This is a genomic window from Candidatus Phycosocius bacilliformis, assembly GCF_003112735.1.
In the GTDB taxonomy this organism is placed as follows: Bacteria; Pseudomonadota; Alphaproteobacteria; order Caulobacterales; family Aquidulcibacteraceae; genus Aquidulcibacter; species Aquidulcibacter bacilliformis.
In genome coordinates, this window is the sequence record NZ_BFBR01000003.1 from 109,522 (window position 1) to 130,346 (window position 20,825).

Here is a 20,825-nt window from a genome sequence, read left to right on the forward strand (position 1 = left end):
ATGGCCCACAAAGAGACCCCACAAGACATTTTCAAGCGCGTGATTACCCACACAGCGCGTGCGCTTTCGCGCAGTGAAGATGTGGAGGTGAGCTTTTCCGCCGATGGCCCCAGCGTGTCGGGCAAACGTATTGGACTGCCCCATCCGGCGCGCGCTTTGGGCGAGCAAGAGGTTTCGCGTCTGCGCGGCCATGCCGATGCGGCGGCCCTGAAGCTGGCTTATCACGACCAGGTGGCCCATGCGGCTGCCATGCCTGAAGGCCCGCGCGCACGAGCATTGTATGATGTGGCTGAAAAAGCCCGCATCGAGGCGATTGGGGCATTGGCCATGCCAGGGGTTGCGCAGAATTTGACGGCTGCCCTGACAGAGACATGCGAAAAAAAGGGCTATGCCCGCATGACGGACCGGCAGACAGCCCCCCTCGCCGATGCCCTCGGCCTGCTCTTGCGTGAGCGTCTGACCGGGCTTGCCCCCCCAGAGGCCGGGCAAGGCATTGCCGATTTGTGGCGCGAAGAAGTGCAGTCAAAAGCCGGCGATACCATCACCCGCCTGATTGACCGCCTCGATGACCAAAAGGCTTTTGCCGAAGTCACCCGCGATCTGATCCGTGATCTTGATTTGGGTGATGAGCTGGGGGCAGAGCCCGATCCCTCTGACGAAGATGGCGAAGAGCCTGATGGTGCCGATCAACCGCCCCCCGATCAGAGCCAGAATGAAGATCAGGATGAAGAGGGTGGCGAGCAGCAGCAAGATACCCAGCGCGGGGAATCCCAAGGCAGCGAGCAGGAAGAAGTTCAAGTCAGAATGGAGTCTGAAGACACCAATCCTGACGATGATGATGACAGTGACGTCGAGGACGGCACCACGCCTGTGCGACCGAATTTCAAGGCCGGCGATGGCGATGGCCCGGCCTATAAAATCTATACCCGCAGCTTTGATGAAACCATCGGGGCGGAAGATTTATGCGATGGGGAAGAGCTTGCCCGCCTGCGCAGCTATCTCGATGCCCAATTGACCCAATTGCAGGGCGTGGTCGGCCGTTTGGCCAATCGCCTGCAACGCCGCTTGATGGCCCAGCAAAACCGCAGCTGGCAGTTTGATCTGGAAGAAGGTGTGCTGGATGTGGCGCGCCTGTCGCGCGTGGTGATCGAGCCTTTAGCCCCGCTGACCTTCAAAATGGAAGACGACACCGACTTCCGCGACACAGTTGTCACACTGCTGCTCGACAATTCAGGCTCAATGCGCGGTCGGCCCATCATGATTGCAGCGATTTGTGCGGATATTCTCGCCCGGACGCTTGAGCGTTGCGGCGTGAAGACTGAGATTTTGGGATTTACCACCAAGGCTTGGAAGGGCGGACAAGCGCGTGATGCCTGGATGAAAGCGGGTAAGCCTGCCAATCCCGGTCGCCTCAATGATTTGCGCCACATTATCTACAAAAGCGCAGACGCGCCTTGGCGGCGCGCGCGGCGTAATCTGGGTCTGATGATGCGCGAGGGATTGCTAAAAGAAAACATCGACGGCGAGGCCTTGGATTGGGCGCATGACCGCCTGTTGGCTCGGCCCGAACAGCGCCGTATCCTGATGGTGATTTCAGATGGTGCACCCGTCGATGACAGCACTTTGTCAGTCAATTCAGGTGCGTATCTTGAACGCCACTTGCGCGACACCATTGCCAAGATTGAGGATTATAGCCCGGTTGAATTGATCGCCATTGGCATTGGCCATGATGTTACGCGCTATTATCGCCGTGCGGTGACAATTGTGGATGCCGAGCAATTGGGCGGAGCCATTGTCGATAAGCTGGCTGAATTGTTTGAGGAAGAGCCCAAAGCTGCCAAAATGGCGCGCAGCAAACCCACCAAAACCAACCCCACCCCTACTGCCCCAAGCAGCAGCCGCATCGGTTCCCGCCCCGTGCGGTGAGCCCCCCTAATTCCGATACGCGGGTCGGGGGCTGGTGTCGCTGGCGGGTTTATAACGGGCCGCAAGCTCGGTAGAGCGGCTGGTCATGGGTTGGGCCACACCGGCAATAAAGACTGCCGTGGGATAGCTTTGGCCTTCTAGTGGATCTCCGCTCCAGATCACCACATCGGCGGCCTTGCCGGCTTCCAAAGAGCCTGTCTCCTGATCCACACCCCAAATGCGCGCAGGCACCAGAGTGATTGCCTGCAAGGCCTGCTGATAGGGCAGACCGTGGGCTACAGCGGTTCCAGCATTCATGCGGCTCTGGCGGAGATTGTTATAGTCCCGACTGCCCATAATGGCGACACTAACCCCCGCTGCCTGCAAAACGCGCGCATTGTCCAAATGGGTGCCCAAGGTCTCAAAGCTAGACGGAAGTGCTGCCTGAGAATCGATAATGACAGGGACTTTGGCAGCGGCCAGTTCCGCCGCAACCCGCCAGCCCTCTTCGGCCCCTTCCAGAATGATCGACAGCTTCTCCTCGCGCGCAAGCTTGAGGACTTGACGTATGTCATTGGCGCTCGAGACCCGCACCAACAGCGGCGAGCGGCCCTGCACCACCGGCACAAGGGCTTCCAGATCAAGGCGGCTGACCATCAGGCCCCGCCCCTCACCCTTATCATAGGCTGCCCGATTAGCAGCAAAATGGCGGGTATCGGCCAAAACCTGTTTCAACAAGATAAGTGAGGCCCCGCGGGAGCCCCCAGCGGCAGCAGCAGCGGATTCGCCAAATTGCAGCACCATGCCAGCATTGGTTTTGAACACAAGATCAGTCTGATCGCTGGCCAAATTGATGCCAATTGCTTGGCCCGCAAATAAGGTGGGATCATCCTCTTCGTGACCGCCAGCAGTGGCAAAGGCGCTGTCGTCATGGGCGTGGGCACCGCCACCGGAACGGCCGGCAACAGGGGTCAAAAAGGCCCGTGTCACGCCATTCAAGCGGGCAAGCGAAATGGTTGGCGCATCCGGGTTAATGCCGGCGGCCGGATTAAAGGCCGCACCCAATTTTTGACCGGCCCCATCATCGCGGGTTTCAGGAACTTGCTCGATCTCAGAGATGCCCAGACTTGTCGAGGCTTGAATCAAGCCTGGAGTCACCACCTGGCCCTTGGCATCAATTATTTTCGCACCCGCCGGCACACCAATCGTTGGGCCGACTGCAACGATCCGGCCTTGATCCATCACCAAAGTGCCGCTGGCAATGCTGCCTTGAGGGCCAGCTGTTTCAATCCGGGCATTGATGATGGCAACGGGTTGGGCCAAGGCAAGAGCAGGTCCCCCAACCGCGAGACCAAAGGCGAGAATGGCGGACTTCATGGCTTGGCCTCCAGGCTGGGGCGACCCAGATCGAAGTCCGACCGGGCATGGGTGGCAGGATCGGTGCGATCATAAGCAATGCCGCCATCGACATAGACGATCTGGGCCAGAGCATAGGTTGAGAAGGGGTCGCGATCCCACAAAACGATATCAGCCATTTTGCCGACTTCCAGCGAACCGGTCCGCGCGCCAATGCCCATAGCTTTGGCCGGATTAGCGGTGATCCATTTGATGGCATCCAGCCGTGATACCGGTATACCAGCGCGCGCTGCTGCCCCCATCGCAATCGCGGCCTCCTGATTGAGATGCTGGGTGATGGTGGCATCATCGGAATGGATAATGGCGCAAGCACCATAGGCCTGCAGGATGCCGGCATTTTCAGAAATGCCATCGAGCGATTCCATCTTGAAGCCCTGCCAATCGGCCCATGTGGCGGAGCAAATATCCGCCTCTTTCAACAGAGGAGCGATTTTATAAGCCTCAGACGAATGGTGGAACGTGGTGATCTTATAGCCAAATTCCTTGGCCATATCGATCATCAGCGCCATCTCATCGGCGCGATAACAATGGTTCTGCACCAAAATATCGCCATTGAGCACACCTGCCAGCGTTTCGAGCCTCAGATCACGCTTTGGCGGATCACCGGCGGCTTCGCCTGCGGCCACCTTGGCGCGATAATCAGACCATCGGCGGTTATATTCCGCCGCATCAATCCAGGCCCGCCGCGCCACAGCAATATTGCCCATGCGAGTCGAAGGGGCCCGCGAGCGAGAGCCATAGACACGCTTGGGATTTTCGCCACAAGCCATCTTCAAGCCATAGGGCGCACCGGGAAACTTCATGCCTTGGATGGTGGTTGACGGGACATTTTTGACCGTCACCGACCGACCACCAAACAGATTGGCCGAACCGGGCAGGATCAGCAGACTTGTCACCCCGCCTTCGCGTGCCCGATTAAAGCCGGGGTCTTGTGGCCAGATCGAATGCTCGGCCCAGACTTCGGCAGTATTGGGGTCAGTTGCTTCATTGCCGTCAGAATTGGCCTGCACACCCGGACTGGGATAGACGCCAAGATGCGAGTGGATGTCAATAATGCCGGGGGTTACGAACTTGCCCCTTCCATCCACCCGTTTGGCCCCGTCAGGAATGGCCACATCCTTTCCAACAGCAACAATCTTGCCCTCGGCAAAGACAATTGTGCCATTGTCGATTTCCTCGCCTGCCGCCGTGAGAATGGTTGCCCCGACAATGGCAGTCGTAGACCCTGGTAATGGCTTATAGGTGGATGGAAACGGATCCAATGCACCAGAACTGTCAAGCCCTTTGGGGATGGGCTTTGGTGTCGCCTTAGGTTTGGTAGCTTGCTCACCACCTGTCGACGCTGATTTTGTTGCCGCCACTTGGGCAGCAGACTGGGTCGCACAACCGGCAATTAGCAAGGCAGTACTTGCCAAGACCAGGGCGGAAGCGGAGGCGAATGGTCTTAAAGGTCGCACGTGTCGGCACTTTCTTCAGAATTCAGATCACGCAGGCAACACGAAATTGTGAACATGCACAAGGCCCACACCCGCACTTGCGCAGTGGGCCGCAGGTCGGCCTGCAGGGAAAACTTGACCTTGGACCAAGGGACGGACACTTGCAGCCCATGAGCCGCGACATCGTCATCCAATTGAAAGACATCGCCCTAACCCGTGGGGGTGCCCCAGTATTCACAGGGGTGGATCTGACGTTGCGTCGCGGGGAACGGGCCGCCCTTGTCGGGGCCAATGGCGCAGGCAAGTCGACGCTGATGGCTGTGCTGGCAGGTACGCTGGAGACCGATCGGGGAGAACGTGTGGTGGCCACGGGAACCCATGCAGCGACCCAGACCCAGGAACCAGATTTTTCAGGGACAGCCAGTTTACTAGATTGGGTCGTCCAAGACGTCCCGCATGATCGGGATGAACCTGCCCGTCTTGCAGCAGCAGCAGCCGAACTCGACAGCTTCGGGCTGGCGGCAGATCGACCTGTGACCGCTCTTTCTGGTGGGGAAGCCAGACGGGCAGCATTGGCGCGTGCCTTTGCCGCCGATCCAGACCTGTTGATGCTTGACGAACCGACCAACCATCTCGACATTGCCGCGATTGAGGAGCTGGAGCGACGGCTCAAACAATTTTCAGGTGCCGTGCTGGTGGTGAGCCATGACCGGGCCTTTCTGTCAGCTATCTCAACGACTTGCCTGTGGCTGCGCCACGGTGTTGTGCGCCGCCTTGATGCCCCATTCGCGAAGTTTGATGCCTGGGCCGAGAGCATTGAAGAGCAGGATCGCAAGGCGCTGGAAAAGCTCGACAAGACACTTGAAGATGAAACCCGTTGGTTGGCCCGCGGTGTCACCGCCCGGCGAACGCGAAACGAAGGACGGCTGCGGCGCCTGATGGCGATGCGCGAGGCCCGCAAAGGTCAAGCCGCGCTGGTGCGCAAGGATAGTGCCGCGCTTCAGGCTGAAACGGGGGCCATATCTGGCAAATTGGTGTTTGAAGCCAAAGGCGTGTCAAAGGGCTTTTCGGGCCGTGGTGATTTGATCAAGGGCTTGGACCTGCGGGTGATGCGCGGAGACCGGCTTGGTATTGTCGGACCCAATGGGGTGGGAAAATCAACCTTGATCAAAATGTTGGTCGGGGATTTGGCCCCGGACAGCGGTACGATGCGGATTGGCAAAAATCTGACGATTGCCTATTTGGACCAGTCGCGGGCAGCCCTCGATCCTGCCGCCAGTCTGTGGGAGACTTTTGCCCCTGCCGGTGGCGATCAGATTATGGTGCGCGACAGGCCGCGACATGTGGCGGCCTATGCGAAGGACTTTCTGTTCGACTCCCGACATTTGCGCCAACCGGTTGGCTCCTTCAGCGGGGGTGAGCGCAATCGTGTCCTGCTGGCACTGACGCTCGCCAAGCCATCCAATGTGTTGGTCCTCGACGAACCAACCAATGATTTGGATATGGAAACCCTTGATGTGCTTGAGGATATGCTGGCCGATTATGATGGCACTGTGCTGTTGGTCAGCCACGACCGCGCGTTTCTCGATGGTGTGGTAACAGCAACTTTGGCCCCATGCGGGGATGGCCGCTGGATTGAAACCCCAGGCGGCTGGAGCGATCTGGTCCGCCAAGGTGTACCGATGCTGGGTCGCAAGCCCGTGGCAAAGGCCAAAACCACGCCCTCTGCCCCACATAATCAATCGGCGGACCCAAGCCCCAACAAGACGGCAAAGAAACTGTCCTACAAAGATGAGCGTCGCCTCGCCGAACTTGAAGCTCTTATGCCGGAATTGGAAAGGGAGATCGCACGGCTTGAGGCCGAGCTCGCCGATCCGGGTCTTTACACGCGCGATCCAGCCCGATTTGAACGGACCTCCGCGCAAGCCGTGGCAGCCCGTTCACGGCTTGAAGCCGGCGAAGAAGAATGGCTGGGCTTGGTGGAATTGAAGGAGTCGCTGGCAGCAGGTGCTTAATCTGTGTGCGTGCGCCGCCCTGTCACCGACAGCGATCACAAATAACTGCGAATTGAATCGAGGCTTAATTCTAACTTAACCGGCGCGCGCCACCGATGTGATATCTTCGGAGTCGTTTCATGCGCGTGCGTTCACTGGCCTTTGGGCTGGTCCTGCTCGGACCTGCCGAGGCGCTTGCTCAATCGTCTGACTACGTGCGCTTTCAAGCCGCGTCGGCCGATGCGTGCGCAACCGCCTGTTCGGGCGACCGCATGTGCGCGTCTTGGTCGTTTGGCAAGCCGGCTGCGCCATCTCCTGCTGGCTTGGTTGATCGGCTTGTCCCGCCAGCTTCAGCTAAAATGTGTACGCTGTCCTCGTCACGCAATCAGGTCCAGATGGGTGGCCAGAGGGGTGGGATACAATCGGGCTTGCCACGCAGACTTGCCCAAAGCCCAAACAACCTGCCCCATGCGTCGGGCGGTGCTGCCTATGAGGTTCGCCCCGCACCTTGGCTTAATCCAAGCGGGAAGGCGGCCAATCCTGTCACCGCCCAAACCCCATGGTCAAATAATCCAGGTACGTCTGCGCCCATGTCGCTGGCACCCAGTATGGCCCCGCCGGTGACTCATGCACCCACCCCACGCGGGCCGAATCTGGCTCAAGCACTCGCCGCACCTCAACCCCAAACCGCACCGGCTGCCCGCGGGACACCTCGTGGCGAGCCCTCCGCACCAGCCAAGCCGCAAACCGGGCCTTTTGCCGCAAACAACCCGCCCAATCGGCCGCCACAAGCCTCTGCATCGGTCCAAGCCCCGGCAAGCCAAACCACCGCGCCAACCTTTGCCATCCCTGTAGGCTCGCAGACTGTTGCGACGCAGGGGCCCCCATCCCAGAGCGCTGCGCCGAATCCAGCGCCAGCCCCGCCGCTTCCTGTCCAGTCCCAAGTGGTTCGCCCATCGCCACCACAGCCCGCAACAAGCCCGGCACCCACCATGACTTGGGATCCTCGGCCCGAGCAAACACAAGTCGCGCCAGATGCAGCAGAGGCCTATTCGGAGCAAAAGTCGGTTCGCCAACCCATCTTCGTGCCCAGCCCACCAGAGCCAGAGCAGCCCAGTCCAGCCGCGGTCAGTAAACCACCCACCCCAGCCCCATCACGGCCCGCGGCGGTAACTCCTAAACCACAAGCGACACGTGCGACGCCGGTGCGCCCTGCGCCACCGCCGCCACCCCGAGCAGTCAGTTCTGCAGGGCAGGCCCCAGTCCCAGTCCCAGCCCCAGCAACACAGCCAACATCTGACGTGCCTGCCCAAGCACAGCCCCAAAGGCCAGCTCAGGCCCAAGCTCAAGGACAATCACAAGCCTCGGCCCCGGTTCAATCCTCGCCCCCAGTCTCTCAAAATGGTTTGCCGGACCTTTCGCAATTTCGGGGCCCAGACGGAATGATTGATGCAGCTGCCATGCGTCGCGCCCAGCTAAATGCCGCCCGTGACAAGGGCCAGCCGGCCTATGCGGTGCAGCGGGAATGGGAAGCAGTCGAAGCCGAACGTCAGCGCGCTGCGGCCACAGGCGAAGTTCGCCCCGACCCCCTGGCAGGAACTGTCCCCGTTGCGATACCAGAGCCTGAGCGGCCCAAAGCCACACGGGTTGAGCGCCCCCCAACGCAGGAGCCAGCGCCTGATCCCTTCTATCAGGAAGATGAAACCGATGCACAACCCGCCCCCAAACCTGCCTCGAAATCCAAAGGGGCGCGCGGGACGCCACGCGCCGAGGGTTTGACCAAAGCGCAGCAAAAATCCTTGGCTGATGCGGCGCGGCGTCGGGCCAGTAATCCAGCCTATATTGATCGCGAACCCCGTCTGGGCGGTGGTCCTGGCGGGTAAGCGCGCACATTTTGATGAATTCCCGGCACCAAATCTTTACGCTTATGCGGTACACGGTAATGAGCAGTGGGAAATCATGATGCGAGTTGGCGAAAGATACTCAAAGCTACTAGAAGTAGCCAGCGAGAGTTCCAGCGAAAAACGCCGCGAACTCTTGAATGAAGTGACAGATTTGTTTTTCGACTCGCAAGACAACCAAAGTCCTGTGGAGACGAAACTATTTGGCGATTTGATCGCCAAAGTCGCCTATGAGCTTGATTCAGAAGTCCGCAAGCAGTTAGCCAATCGCTTTTCTGGTGGTGAGGCACCGCGGTCTCTGGCGGTCGCCATGGCAAATGATTCTGAAATTGGTATCGCAGGCCCGATCCTACGTCGGTCAACATCGCTGACCCAAGATGATCTGATCCGCGTTGTCGAAACCCGCGGCCATGAACACCAGATGGTGGTGACCCAACGCCCTGACGTGGGTGAGCAATTGTCTGAAGCTTTGGTGGTACATGGTGATGACAGGGTTGTCGCCTCACTGGTCAGCAACCAAACAGCCAAGGTTTCTGATGAAACCTTTGATAAGATCGTCGACCGCGCCGCGAAGAACCCGGACCTGCATCGCCCAATCGCAGAGCGCAAGGTCATATCTCCAGAACATCTCAATCGGCTCTACACCATCGTGGAAGGCCCAATGCGCCGGGAAATCCTTGAGCGCAATGCCGAGTTCACCGAAGAAGAAGTCGAGCGCGCCATGCGTCGGGCTCAGACGCGGGTCGCGGTTGTCAATGGCACTTTGCCAGCCGACTTCGAGAAAGTGCAAGCCGAATATAATAAGCAAAAGGGTAGCAATGCGATCAATCGCAGCCAGTTGCCAAGCTTGTGGCGCAATCATGAAACCACCAAGTTCATGATCGCTTTTGCCGATTTGACGGGCCTAGACTATTTCCAAACCGCGCTCTTGTTCGAGAAAAAAGACATCGACACAATGGCTATGGTGTGTCGGGCAGCCAATTTCGAGCGGGCTTTGTTCGTGACCATCGCTGTTTTGGTGCTGGGCAATGAGGGGCTGAGCCAGGCCGAAGTGTTGGGCAATATGTATAATGACGTGCCGCCTGAAGCGGCCCAACGCGCCATCCGCTTCATGCGCCTGCGCGCCACGGTAACCGCCCAAGCCGCCTGATTGACCCTGGCTATCGGTGAAAAGCACATGAGACGGCACCTCTCAGATTAGGTGGATGCCATCTCGCACGCCACAAAGCAAAATCCGACCGCGATCAGCAATCTTGTTTCAGACGGCATCTGCAGCGGGCTCGACTTCGGCGAAGGCTCGGCGGTTCCAAAACTGGGAGCCGCGCGACACGCCTCACATCTCAGTCCAAAGACTTAGATCATACGCTCGCGTACATTGGTAAAGCGGATTTTTGGGAAACGTTCGGCCACATAGCCGATTTCCCACGCATTTTTGGCCAAGAACACCTCAGCTCCATCAAGATCGGTGCCCATGCCGGCGCGATTGCGGTCAGCAAAATGCTCCAAATCGGTGGCTGTCTCGGCCGAAATCCAGCGCACACCATTATAGGCGCAGGCTTCAAACGTGACATCCAAGCCATATTCGGCGGACAGCCGCTCAACCAGCACGTCAAACTGCAACGGGCCGACTGCGCCCACGATCAGGTCAGAGCCGAAATGGGGGCGGAATAATTGGGTAACGCCCTCTTCGGCCAGCGACTCCAGCGCCTTTTTCAGATGCTTTGCCTTGAGCGGATCCTTGACCGAGGCCCGACGCAGGATTTCCGGGGCAAAATTGGGAATGCCGGCAAACTTGACTTGGCCGGTTTCCGACAGGCTGTCACCCACGCGCAGCACGCCGTGATTGGGCACACCAATAACATCGCCTGCCCAGGCCTCATCGGTAATTTCGCGATCCTGGCCCACAAACATCAAGGGCGCATGCACGCCGATCTGTTTGCCAGAGCCGGTCTTCAGCCGCATGCCGCGCTGAAACTTACCCGAAGCCAACCGCACCATGGCAACACGGTCGCGGTGAGCGGGGTCCATATTGGCCTGGATTTTGAAGACAAAGCCCGTCACCTCATCGCGGTCGGCATGCACCTGGGTCTCAACCCCCTTATCCAGCGCCTTCTGATCGCGCGGTGCCGGCGCATAATCGCGCAAGCCATCGAGCAATTCACGTACGCCAAACTGCCGCAAGGCAGAACCAAAGAAAACTGGCGTCATGTGACCTTCGCGGTAGGAGGTCAAATCAAACGCTGGATAGCCACCTTGGACAAGTTCAGCAGAGCCACGCAATTCATCCAACTCATCCCCCGTCAACACAGATCCGATATCAGGGGCGCTTAAGCCAATTTGGTCGTGAACCAAGGGGCCGGTATCGCCGACTTGGGGACGGCGAAACACTGTGAACATATCCGTGCGCAGGTCAACCATGCCCCGGAAGCGATTGCCCGAGCCCTGCGGCCAAAAGATTGGCGCAGGATCTAGCGCCAGCTTGGAGGCCACTTCATCCAACAATTCCATCGGGTCTTGGGCTTCCCGGTCCATCTTATTGATAAAGGTGAGGATCGGGATGTCGCGCAGACGGCAGACCTCAAACAATTTAAGGGTCTGGGGCTCAATCCCTTTAGCAGCGTCCAGCACCATAACAGCCGAGTCTGCGGCTGTCAGAGTGCGATACGTGTCCTCAGAAAAATCTTCGTGGCCGGGGGTGTCGAGCAGATTGATGATGCAATCATCATGCTCAAATGTCATCACCGAGGCCGACACCGAGATACCGCGCTCGCGCTCAATCTTCATCCAGTCCGACCGGGTGCGGCGTTGTTCACCGCGCGCGCGAACCGCACCGGCTGCGCGGATGGCCCCACCCATCAAGAGCAGATTCTCCGTTAGCGTGGTTTTGCCCGCGTCAGGGTGCGAGATGATGGCAAAGGTACGACGGCGCTTAACTTCGCGCGCAAGTTCGGCAGACATGATGCGGCGGCCTGGCTGATGAGATTGGGCGACTGGGGCCTGATCACTCAGGCCAAACGGGGGCTGTGTGTAGCCGAGCCACGCGCACAATTAAAGGGCCGGACCTGCGCTCGCGCTTTATGGCCGGATCAGGGTCAGGCGGCGAAGGATTGCCAGACCGAATTATTGATGATGCCGGAGTTTAGCTTGCCCGCTTCCTGCAAAGCCATCAGGCTTCCCAGCGTGGTCAAGGCCACTGTTGCGAGGCGGAAACCAACTTCCTGTGGCTTGCGGCATTTGGGGGGCGCAATAAACAAAACAGCATTGGCGTCACTGCGGCTGGCGATCAGCCACGCAAGCGCGGCGGCCTTCAGGGGTGACTCAACCGCCAGATTCGGGACTTCCATGACCGCAGTCTGGGTGGCCAGAATAGAGTCGGCGAGCGTGTAACGTGCGACAGCTGTCGCAGGAATGCCCGAATTGATCACAAAGTCTGCGTTCCCAGTCAGGCGCAAGACCCGATCATTGAACAAAAAGAGCATTTACTGTCCTCCCCGGCCTTCTCCCGATACCACCGCATCGCGGCGGACTCAGGCGGACCGATTGTCATCGCACCACTGCAGACTGTCGGTCCCTTGCCCCACAGGCACAGGCCTTCATATCAGTGGCCTATAGCCTAACGTGTTTGGGTTAATAATCAGTCCACGCGCTCAGAAATAAAACTACGTCCATCTTTGTCTTCTATTTCAATAATCCAAATGTCGTCATCTTGGCTCGCCCGTTTCGCGAGATAGGCATCAATTGACATTTCGTCAGGACCTGCGGTCTTGCCTGTCAAATCAAGAAACAGCCGCGTGCCTGCGCCATCTCGCGCCGGAACCAAGAGGCGTGCTGTGCCATCCAATCGTGCAACTTTCACCAAGACTGCGCCAGCCTCGCCATGCCCGCGTCGGACCACATGGCCCGCAGCCCCATGTGCTTGGGCAGTTCTCAGCAAGGCCTTAACCCAAATCTCGCTTTTGAGTTCACTGCCAGACATCAGAACTGTTTTACCTTGTTTAATCCAAGTGAAAGAACAACGCTGTAATACATTCCAATGCGCCTTGTAAGATATATTGCTCTGTTTATACCTTTGGTTCTGCCGTCATTGGCCGTGGCCCAAGTCAATGGACTTGAGCGTGCATATGCCGAGCGGATGGCGATGCGAGCCATTGATGAGCGGTGCGGCTTGTTGGAAACCGGTCCACGTCGGGCCTTGGCTGGCTTTACAGCCCAAGCCAGAGGTGCCGCCTTGCGGGCGGGTGCCAGCAGCCAACGCCTGGATTTGATCGCCAATCAGGCCAAGACCGCCGCCGCCGCAAAACCGTGCCGCGATCGGGTGGTGCAAACCGAAGCGAGTCGTATCCGGGCTGCCCACAAGGGCTGGCGCGCACAAATGACTGGTTCATATCCCGGCACCGCACGCAGCTGGCAGGTAGATCGCAGCGGTAAAGACAATTGGCGGGCTGTGCAGGATACGGGAAATGCAACCCGCGCCGGGCTGATCACACTTGGCCAGGGCTTAAGCTTTGCTGTGGAAACCCCGGATGTGCAGGCAGCGGGTGCGCGGCTTTTCTTGCGCGACCTCTCCAAACTTGGCCCACCCCAAGCCAATCGCGCATTGAGCCCACCGCTGCGGGGTGGCACCAGCGTGCATCTTGCCGCATCTCGGCGACCTGCCATGACAAAGGCACGGGTCGATCAAAAACCGCGAGCAGGCACATTGTTTGTGTTTTCCGATGAGACCACACGAGCAGTCCTCAACGCAGACCCACGCGATAGTTTTGAGATCGAAATCACCAGCCGAACGGGCCAAGTATCCCGCCTTGTGGTGGAGGTTGGCGATCTGGTCGCCGCTTTTACCTTTGCGGCTGAGTTTTAGTGACCTTCCTCAGCCACAAAAGGATCTGCGATCACTGGTCAATTTGAGGCGGGTGCCAAGGGCAGTGCCACTTTGGCAATTGTGCCAACACCCAAGGTGCTGTCGAGCCAGAACCGCCCACCCTGCAATTCGCTCAAGCGCTTTACGACAGCCAGCCCCAGCCCTGAACTGCGCTTTAGGCGGGCACTTCCTTCATTTTGATTATTGGCCTGCGCCCAAGGTTGCCCAATCCGGGACAGATCAGCCGCACTAATGCCCGCCCCTGTATCAGCCACTTCCAGTACAGCCGAGCCGTCGGGATTGCCCATGCCATCGGTGAGGATGCGCAGCGTCACCATCCCACCTTCTGGGGTAAATTTGATGGCATTAGACAACAGATTAAAGGCAATCTGGCGCAGGGCGCGCTGGTCGGCCAAAACTGTGACAGCCGGGCCTACCTCATGGCGGATTTGCACCCCGGCTGCCCGGGCTGCCCCGCTCGACAAAGATATAGCCTCGAACAAAAACTGATCGAGCCGAATAGGTTCGCAGGCAACTTCGTAGCGACCCGCCTCAATCTTGGAAATGTCCAACAGATCGCTGACAAGATCGAGAAGATGGCTGCCGCTTTTATGAATGAGGCCTGGATAATCCTGGTAAGGTGCAGGCAATGGGCCAAACACTTGTTCGCGCATCGTGTCGGCAAAGCCGAGGATCGCATTCAACGGTGTTCGGATCTCATGGCTCATTTCTGCCACGAAGCGCGACCGATCTTCGGTCTCGGCCCGAGCCGCGCGGGCTTCAGCCTCTGCTTGCCCCTGGCGGGCTTGCGCCTGAGAGACCAGCGCCCGGGCAGATTGGCGGGCACGGGCGATGACGCTCGCGGTCCGTGCGCTGGTGGCCACAGCCAATCCTGCCGTGATCAGTATGAGGAGCCCCACAGGAACATAGGCCAGCCAGCCGCTCAATGTCGGCAGACTGGCGGGTGGCAATAGGGGGTGCAGCACCAGGGTGGCAGCCGCCACGCACAGGCTGGCCGCCACGCCATTCATCCGCGACACCCCAACCGCACTGGAACCCAAGAGCGGCCAGATGGCCGCGATCAGCAGCAGCCCAATAGTGAGCCCACTCAATCCGGCAAAGCCCAATCCGGCCCCCGCCCATAAGACCGGGATTGCCACACTTTGCTGGCCTTGGTTGGCCAGACTGGTCAGGAGAAAAATGGCGCAGAGACAAGCTGACAGCCAGACCAGAGCAACAATCAGTCGAATATCGGCGAATTGTAGGGCCGGGACGAGCAAAATCGCGACCAGTAAAGCCAATAGGCCACTGACCCATTGAGCAGGCACCAGCGACGGGCCAGCCCGTGGCCACACCTTCTCGCCGAGGCCGGAATCAGCCAATTCTGTTTGTTGTGCTACGTCCACGCCATTTTCTAACCGATCGGCTGGATAAAGTCGCCCCAGTTCGCGTGACAGGTGAAACCAGACTCCTGAAAACATGAGTTGGTTGTGATTTATTCACAAACGCAGGGCCATAAGGTCGGTTTCTGTCTGCTGGGGCGCACGGAGGAAAGATCAATGCAACGCAAATGGCTGGCCTTTGTTTTCGCGGGTTTGTTGGCTGGAACAGGCCTGATGATCCATGCCGATGCCGCAGCTCAACAGCGCCCCAAAGCCGGCGCACCCAAAGCGGCAGCCAAAAAAGCCCCTGCCCGAAAGGCAGCGCCAAAAGCCACCAAGGCAGCCCCGAAAGTCACAACTGTGCCTGCTGGCATTCTGATACCTCCCGGTGCCAACACGTTGGGCGCACATGCCGCCCTCTATGCCGCCTATGCGAACGATGTGAACGGTTTGTCGGTCGGTAGCATTACAACAGGACGGGGCCTGACAGTGTCAACTGAAAGGATTGCACGCCATCTCAATTCGGACCGTCTGGCCCTTGGCATTATTGCCTATGGGGCGGCTTGGGCGGCCAGCGAACCTGAGTTTGTGACAGAAGTGCGCAAGGCTGAAGCGACCATGGGCCGCGATGCTCTGATCGCACGACTGCGGTCGGACATCACTTTTGCCCGCAGCCTGCCAGGCGGTGAACAAGCTGCCCAATCAGCTGCCCGTGTCGTGCTGGCCGACGCTGCCCGCATCCAGACCCAAGGGGATGCCTTCAAGCAGGCAGCTTATGACTGGCAACGCTTTGCTTGGGCAAAGGCAAGTACTGCCGATTCTAAAGCACGCAATGCGGCGCTGCGTGCTTTGGTCCCTCCCCCCCCACTCGCCGCACCTTCAGTGACCTTTTCAACTTTACCAGATGCCAATCCGACCAGTCAGTCGCGCCAAGTCCGCACCCAAGTGCTGCAGCGGGGTCTCAATATTTCCACCCCCGCCGCACGTGAGGCAATCGTTTTGACCGACCCGATCCGGCCTTACTCCCCGATTGATCGCATGGTTGCAGTTGCGGCTTTAACCGCCATCGGGGCCCCCAGCGACCGCAAGGAAGACACCGAAGCCCTGATGCGGGATCCCCGCTTGGTCAGCTGTGTGAATTCCTCGCGTCTGAACATGCAGATGTGTAATGCAGCCACCAAACAACCCTATGAGCGTTCCTTCTGTCTGGCCGAGCACCCTTTGGGTGAGATTGCCAAATGCATGGCCAAGGTGGTGCGTTAGGGTCTGTCACCTTGTTTCCTGAAGTGCCGCATTCTGTATGCCGAAAGTCGACTGCTCGATTTCGGCCCAATGTTCTGAATTGAAAGCCTGACTGCAAGCATGACCGATGCCCGTCTTGAGGAGCTGATTGAGGAATTCTCCTTCCTGGATGATTGGGAGGAGCGTTATCGCTATGTCATTGATCTGGGTCGGGGTTTGCCGCCGTTGCCGTCTGAGGAGAAGCTTGATGTGGCCAAGGTTCGCGGGTGTGCCAGCCAGGTATGGCTGATTTCCAACCTTGATCCTGACAGTGGCCATATCCAGTTTCGCGGTGAATCTGATGCTGCCATTGTGCAAGGTCTTTTGGCGATTTTGATCCGGCTTTATTCAGACCGCCCAGCCCATGAGATTTTGAACCTGGATGCAGCCAGCGCCTTTCAAGCATTGGGCTTAGGGGAGGCTTTGAGCCCACAACGCTCCAATGGGCTGAAAGCTATGGCGTTGCGGATCCAAGATGTCGCCCGGGACGCAAAAGCGGCCGGTTGAATTTTCCTCTGTTTGGGGCGCTCAAGGCTCGCGGCTGGCGTGAAGCGAGGTTTAGGCAATTCTTGGTGCCTTTTCGCCATGAGATCCCGGATCGGCTAACACCGTCCGGGATGACAACGACCCGAAAAAATTACCCCCAACTGCATCGTCAAGCTGCTTGCTGATCGGGCAAAAAGCGTGGTGCCGGGGCTGCGCGCAGGGCAGCTTCCAGCTGGTCGAGCATGTCATCTAAATGCGGATCATCGCGGCGATCTTCTATGAGATGACAAGCATAAGCCACGGTTGAGCGGTCGCGGCCAAAAGCAATCGCAACCCGGTGCAGGCTTAAGCCAAAGGCGACGTGGGTGAGATACATCGCCGTCTGGCGCGCAAAAGCGTGCTGCGCAGTGCCCCGATCAGGCACCAAAAGATCACCCTTAATGCCCAGGGCAAAGGCTGCGGCCTCGCAGGCAAAACGGGCCCGGGCACAATCAAGCATATGGCGTTCATCTGGCTTCATGGTTTTCCCACCTCGGTCAATGCCCACAGACTGACATGGCCGGAACACGCAGAGGATGGATGGGAAACTATCCAACCGTCAGCCTGTCGACACCGACAGGGTATGGCCGTCTTTGACGTGAGGGCGGGGTGCAAATCGAGCCAAACACAAACAAAAAGCGCGGCCCGTTGCCGGACCGCGCCACTTGTTTGAGACTTTATGGACTTCTTAGAAGTCCATGTCGCACCTGGGATTTGCACCGCAAATCCCAGCACCCTTAATGATGGGCGACTTTATGGACTTCTTAGAAGTCCATGTCGCACCTGGGATTTGCACCGCAAATCCCAGCACTTTCAATGATGGGCGACTTTATGGACTTCTTAGAAGTCCATGTCGCATCTGGGATTTGCATCGCAAATCCCAGCACTCTTAATGATGGGCGACTTTATGGACTTCTTAGAAGTCCATGTCGCCCATGCCACCCATGCCGCCGGGCATGCCGCCAGGTGCGCCGCCGGTATTCTTCTTTGGCGCTTCGGAGATGCTGGCTTCTGTGGTGATCAGGAGCGAGGCCACCGATGCGGCGTCTTGCAGCGCGGTGCGCACGACCTTCACAGGGTCGATGATGCCCGAGGCGATCATGTCGACATATTCCTCGGTCTGGGCGTTGAAGCCGTAAGAGACCGAGCTGTTTTCCAGGATCTTGCCAACCACGATCGAGCCTTCGACACCAGCATTTTCCACGATCTGGCGGATCGGGGCCTGCAGGGCGCGACGGATGATGTTGACACCGGCTTCTTCGTCGTCATTCGCACCTTTGACGGTGATCGACTTGGACGCACGCAGCAGCGCGCAGCCACCGCCGGCGACAATGCCTTCTTCAACCGCAGCGCGGGTTGCGTTCAGCGCGTCATCCACGCGGTCCTTACGCTCTTTCACTTCGACTTCGGTCGCACCGCCAACCTTGATCACAGCAACACCGCCAGCCAATTTGGCCAGACGCTCTTGCAGCTTCTCACGGTCATAGTCAGAGGTGGTTTCCTCAACTTGGCGCTTGATTTGGGCGATACGGGCTTCGATATCGGCCTTTTCGCCAATGCCATCGACGATGGTGGTGTTTTCCTTGGTGATGGTCACCTTCTTGGCACGGCCCAGCATGTCGATCGACACGGTTTCGAGCTTGATGCCCAAGTCTTCAGAAATCACCTGACCACCGGTCAGGATCGCAATGTCTTCCAACATGGCTTTACGACGGTCGCCGAAGCCAGGAGCCTTCACAGCAGCAACCTTGAGGCCACCGCGCAGCTTGTTGACCACCAAAGTGGCCAAGGCTTCGCCTTCAACGTCTTCAGCGATGATCAACAAAGGACGGCCCGATTGAACCACAGCTTCCAGCACTGGCAGCATGGGCTGCAGGCTCGACAACTTCTTCTCGTGGATCAGGATCAGAGGATCATCCAGCGCGACTTCCATCTTGTCGGCATTGGTGATGAAGTAAGGCGACAGATAGCCGCGGTCGAACTGCATCCCTTCAACGACGTCGAGTTCGGATTCGAGGCTCTTGGCTTCTTCCACCGTGATGACGCCTTCATTGCCGACCTTGCTCATGGCTTCAGCAATCATCTTACCGATTTCTGCTTCGCCATTGGCCGAGATGGTGCCAACTTGCTCGATCTCAGAGTTCGAGGAAACCTTCTTGGCCGACGCCTTCAGGCCAGCAACGACTTCGGTCACAGCCTTGTCGATGCCGCGCTTGAGGTCCATTGGGTTGCGGCCCGAGGACACAGCCTTCATGCCTTCACGCACGATGGCTTGCGCCAGAACGGTTGCGGTCGTGGTGCCGTCACCGGCGGTGTCATTGGTCTTTGATGCCACTTCGCGCAGCATTTGCGCGCCCATGTTCTGGAACTTATCTTCCAGTTCGATCTCCTTGGCCACGGACACGCCGTCCTTGGTGGTGCGAGGTGCGCCGAAGGATTTTTCGATCACCACATTGCGGCCCTTAGGACCCAAGGTGACCTTCACAGCATTGGCCAGGATATCCACGCCCTGCAGCATGCGGTCGCGTGCGTCAGAGCCGAACAATACGATTTTTGCAGCCATTTTTGGTGCCTTTCAAGTTATTCAGAAAGAGGAAGGATTAGGATTCGATGACGCCGAGGACGTCGGCTTCCTTCATGATCAGAAGATCATCACCGTCGATCTTCACTTCCGTGCCGGACCATTTGCCGAACAGGATGCGATCGCCAACCTTCAAGTCGAGCGCAATCCGGTCGCCGTCTTCGTCGCGGGCCCCTGGGCCAACAGCGACAACTTCGCCTTCCTGTGGCTTTTCTTTGGCGGTGTCGGGGATGATGATCCCGCCTTTGGTTTTGGTTTCTTCTTCAACGCGCTTTACCAGCACGCGATCGCCAAGCGGACGAAATGCCATTTGACTTGCTCCCTACAAGGCTTGTCAGTTTCAGAAAATGAGTGTCGTCCAATCGGCCGGACGGTGCGCCTTAGCACTCACCCTTGCCGACTGCTAACACAGCGTGCAGGTAGGGATGCCCCATTGACGTGTCAACAGGGCGACTGGGCAAAAAAATGCAGTGGCTCGCAAGGAAGGAAGCGCCGTCGGTGTGCCGCTTGATTTCTGGGTATGCAGAACTGCGCTTCGCCCCAATGCACTGGCTGACATGAGCCCTTTGAGTGCCTATGTGGCCCCCATGACTGATACACCCCTTACCCTCGTCAAAGCTTGGACCGCGGCGCGCAAACGTCTGGAGGCAGCCGGCATCGACACGCCTGTGATCGATGCGCGTATTTTGTTGTTAGCGGCAGCCGAGATTGACCGCGCGGTTCTGATCGGAGACCCCCACCGCGTGCTGTCACCAGAGGCACAGGCGCGGTTTGACGCCTATGTTGCCCGGCGCGAGGCGCGCGAACCGGCTGCCCATATCGTTGGCAAGAAAGGGTTCTGGACGCTGGATCTCATCAGCGACCGACGTGGATTGGTGCCGCGTCCAGAGACTGAGGTGATTGTCGATATCATTCTCAAGGCCCATGCGGTGGATGTGCCCAACCGCATACTTGACTTGGGTGTCGGCTCTGGAGCGATCCTGCTCGCGCTGTTGGCGGAAAGACCCAGTTGGACTGGCGTTGGGGTGGATCAGTCGGAAGAGGCCCTTGAGCTGGCCCGTGAAAATGCCGCTCTGCATGGCCTGAGCGCGCGCCTCGACCTGCGCCAAGGTGATTGGCACCACGGCATTGACGAGCGCTTTGATATTGTGGTGTCAAATCCGCCCTATATCCCCTCCGACGTCATTGAAACCCTGCAAGAGGAAGTGCGCTTGCACGATCCGCGCCTCGCACTCGATGGCGGAAGCGACGGCTTGGACCCCTATCGCACCCTATTTGAGGCCTTGCCGGGCCTTTTGAAACCCGAAGGCCTGTTTGCATTCGAGTTTGGGATCGATCAGGCAAATGTGATCATGGCCATGGCCCAGGCCGTCCCTGAACTGACGAATCTTCGTGTGATCAAAGACTTATCAAATATTGATCGCGTGATTATGGGAACACGCCTCTAATGCTGCCGCTTGACCTTGCGTATTTAGGCAATTGAGCCCGGATATTGGCCAAAAAACAGCTTTACAGATTTATGAAGCAGTCGCACACTTTCCTCGCC

General features: G+C 58.3%; 17 protein-coding genes. 8 read left to right on the forward strand and 9 right to left on the reverse strand.

The genetic code is table 11. The features are described from left to right. A complete protein-coding gene (gene cobT, locus PbB2_RS06015) occupies positions 1 to 1,926 on the forward strand; it encodes a cobaltochelatase subunit CobT (protein WP_108984413.1) in 1,926 nt (641 codons plus the stop codon). Positions 1,927 to 1,932: 6 nt separating this feature from the next. Here cobT and PbB2_RS06020 read toward each other — a convergent pair whose 3' ends face one another. Both PbB2_RS06020 and PbB2_RS06025 read right to left on the reverse strand, forming a co-directional pair. After that, a complete protein-coding gene (locus tag PbB2_RS06020) occupies positions 1,933 to 3,282 on the reverse strand; it encodes an amidohydrolase family protein (protein WP_108984414.1) in 1,350 nt (449 codons plus the stop codon). Beyond that, on the reverse strand, positions 3,279 to 4,736 hold the full coding sequence (locus PbB2_RS06025) for an amidohydrolase (RefSeq protein ID WP_238164883.1): 1,458 nt from the start codon (positions 4,734 to 4,736) through the stop codon (positions 3,279 to 3,281). The genes PbB2_RS06020 and PbB2_RS06025 overlap by 4 nt, the downstream gene beginning before the upstream one ends. Positions 4,737 to 4,918: 182 nt before the next feature. Between PbB2_RS06025 and PbB2_RS06030 the strand changes: the two genes are divergently transcribed. The 3 genes from PbB2_RS06030 to PbB2_RS06040 all read left to right on the forward strand — a co-directional run bounded on the left by PbB2_RS06030 (position 4,919) and on the right by PbB2_RS06040 (position 9,802). Next, positions 4,919 to 6,772 (forward strand): ABC-F family ATP-binding cassette domain-containing protein, encoded by a 1,854-nt coding sequence (locus tag PbB2_RS06030; protein ID WP_238164884.1) that lies wholly within the window; start codon positions 4,919 to 4,921, stop codon positions 6,770 to 6,772. A 119-nt stretch (positions 6,773 to 6,891) separates the two neighbouring features. Further along, positions 6,892 to 8,634, forward strand: a complete 1,743-nt coding sequence (locus PbB2_RS06035) for a hypothetical protein (RefSeq protein WP_108984417.1) — start codon at positions 6,892 to 6,894, stop codon at positions 8,632 to 8,634. Between the two features lie 163 nt (positions 8,635 to 8,797). After that, positions 8,798 to 9,802: a DUF2336 domain-containing protein gene (locus tag PbB2_RS06040; protein ID WP_238164885.1), complete on the forward strand. Its 1,005-nt coding sequence runs from the start codon at positions 8,798 to 8,800 to the stop codon at positions 9,800 to 9,802. A 203-nt stretch (positions 9,803 to 10,005) separates the two neighbouring features. On the opposite strand, the gene PbB2_RS06045 is transcribed toward PbB2_RS06040, so the two are convergent. The 3 genes from PbB2_RS06045 to PbB2_RS06055 all read right to left on the reverse strand — a co-directional run bounded on the left by PbB2_RS06045 (position 10,006) and on the right by PbB2_RS06055 (position 12,628). Further along, positions 10,006 to 11,610 carry a peptide chain release factor 3 gene (locus PbB2_RS06045; protein ID WP_108984419.1) on the reverse strand — a complete coding sequence of 535 codons (1,605 nt, stop codon included), beginning with the start codon at positions 11,608 to 11,610 and terminating at the stop codon, positions 10,006 to 10,008. A 134-nt stretch (positions 11,611 to 11,744) separates the two neighbouring features. Then, positions 11,745 to 12,131: a hypothetical protein gene (locus PbB2_RS06050; RefSeq protein ID WP_108984420.1), complete on the reverse strand. Its 387-nt coding sequence runs from the start codon at positions 12,129 to 12,131 to the stop codon at positions 11,745 to 11,747. Between the two features lie 155 nt (positions 12,132 to 12,286). Continuing rightward, on the reverse strand, positions 12,287 to 12,628 hold the full coding sequence (locus PbB2_RS06055; RefSeq protein WP_108984421.1) for a DUF1491 family protein: 342 nt from the start codon (positions 12,626 to 12,628) through the stop codon (positions 12,287 to 12,289). 57 nt (positions 12,629 to 12,685) lie between these two features. Between PbB2_RS06055 and PbB2_RS06060 the strand changes: the two genes are divergently transcribed. Then, complete coding sequence (locus PbB2_RS06060) at positions 12,686 to 13,510, forward strand: hypothetical protein (RefSeq protein WP_108984422.1); 825 nt, start codon at positions 12,686 to 12,688, stop codon at positions 13,508 to 13,510. Between the two features lie 38 nt (positions 13,511 to 13,548). On the opposite strand, the gene PbB2_RS06065 is transcribed toward PbB2_RS06060, so the two are convergent. Then, positions 13,549 to 14,991 (reverse strand): sensor histidine kinase, encoded by a 1,443-nt coding sequence (locus PbB2_RS06065; RefSeq protein ID WP_108984423.1) that lies wholly within the window; start codon positions 14,989 to 14,991, stop codon positions 13,549 to 13,551. A 78-nt stretch (positions 14,992 to 15,069) separates the two neighbouring features. Between PbB2_RS06065 and PbB2_RS16045 the strand changes: the two genes are divergently transcribed. Together PbB2_RS16045 and PbB2_RS06075 are read left to right on the forward strand one after the other, a co-directional pair. Further along, a complete protein-coding gene (locus PbB2_RS16045) occupies positions 15,070 to 16,155 on the forward strand; it encodes a hypothetical protein (protein ID WP_192576197.1) in 1,086 nt (361 codons plus the stop codon). Between the two features lie 99 nt (positions 16,156 to 16,254). Next, the gene (locus PbB2_RS06075) at positions 16,255 to 16,680 is read left to right on the forward strand and encodes a SufE family protein (protein ID WP_108984424.1); all 426 of its coding nucleotides are present in this window, start codon (positions 16,255 to 16,257) and stop codon (positions 16,678 to 16,680) included. A 148-nt stretch (positions 16,681 to 16,828) separates the two neighbouring features. Here PbB2_RS06075 and PbB2_RS06080 read toward each other — a convergent pair whose 3' ends face one another. The 3 genes from PbB2_RS06080 to groES all read right to left on the reverse strand — a co-directional run bounded on the left by PbB2_RS06080 (position 16,829) and on the right by groES (position 19,589). Then, positions 16,829 to 17,179 carry a helix-turn-helix domain-containing protein gene (locus PbB2_RS06080; protein ID WP_238164886.1) on the reverse strand — a complete coding sequence of 117 codons (351 nt, stop codon included), beginning with the start codon at positions 17,177 to 17,179 and terminating at the stop codon, positions 16,829 to 16,831. 435 nt (positions 17,180 to 17,614) lie between these two features. Then, positions 17,615 to 19,261, reverse strand: a complete 1,647-nt coding sequence (groL, locus tag PbB2_RS06085; RefSeq protein ID WP_108984425.1) for a chaperonin GroEL — start codon at positions 19,259 to 19,261, stop codon at positions 17,615 to 17,617. Positions 19,262 to 19,298: 37 nt separating this feature from the next. Next, complete coding sequence (groES, locus tag PbB2_RS06090) at positions 19,299 to 19,589, reverse strand: co-chaperone GroES (RefSeq protein WP_108984426.1); 291 nt, start codon at positions 19,587 to 19,589, stop codon at positions 19,299 to 19,301. A gap of 277 nt (positions 19,590 to 19,866) precedes the next feature. Between groES and prmC the strand changes: the two genes are divergently transcribed. Next, positions 19,867 to 20,727, forward strand: coding sequence for a peptide chain release factor N(5)-glutamine methyltransferase (gene prmC / locus PbB2_RS06095; protein WP_108984627.1), 861 nt, complete (start codon positions 19,867 to 19,869; stop codon positions 20,725 to 20,727). Positions 20,728 to 20,825: the final 98 nt, after the last annotated feature.